Source organism: Kitasatospora sp. NPDC043949, assembly GCF_056435365.1.
In genome coordinates, this window is record NZ_JBWKEQ010000056.1 from 1 (window position 1) to 765 (window position 765).

The following is a 765-nucleotide window of genomic DNA, read 5'->3' on the forward strand; positions in this document are numbered from 1 at the left end:
TCGTGAACTGCGCATTCTCCTTCTGCTGGGACGCCTGGTTCGCCGAAGAAACCACAGCACAGGACCAGGCCCAGCCAGCCGAAACCGCAGACTGGCCAGAGAGGGGGCACACCCGTGTCCCACCAGCCCCAGCAACCCAGTTGGCCCCGGGCCATCCGAGCAATCCGGGCCTGGCTCGACCCCTGGCACACCCTCCAACGCTACTGGCACGCCTGGTCGCAAACGCCCCCGCCACCCGAACTCCAAGCCCTCATCACCTCGTTGGCCACTGGCCGAGCCCTTGATCTCTACTTACGGGTTTAACAAACCACCGGTAAGCCACCCGGCGCCAGCACCAAACCCGCTGCCGCGAGGAAGTCCTCAAGGCTGATGACACCGCCGTCGGTGCCGTCGTCCCATTCGACGAGGAGCCCCGAGAGGCCCTCGTTCCAAGAGTCCGGCGTGTCGGCATCATCCTCAGGCCCAGGATGCCACTCGACGCAGCCCTCACCATGCCGGTATCGGAGATACAGGTACTGACCGTCTGCCGTCCAGGCATCCCACTGCAACGGGTAGGCAGAACATGGCTGCGTAGTTGCGGACCGAGAGCACCTGTTGGTGCGAGATGGCAGCACAAGGCGATGGTTGGAGCCCCGAGTGTCGATGAGAAGTGGCAGCGGTTCTGGCGCGTCGGGGGCGCGAGAATGTCCCAACGTGGCGGAGGGCCCCCCCCGGTGGGGGGGGGGACCCCCCCCGAGGAGGGCGGCCGCCCGCACGTTCGTCTTT

At 66.3% G+C, this 765-nt stretch carries 1 pseudogene; it reads left to right on the forward strand.

What is annotated here, in order from left to right:
- Positions 1–284: pseudogene (locus AC07AL_RS32260) on the forward strand (IS701 family transposase); the annotation flags it as partial.
- Positions 285–765: the final 481 nt, after the last annotated feature.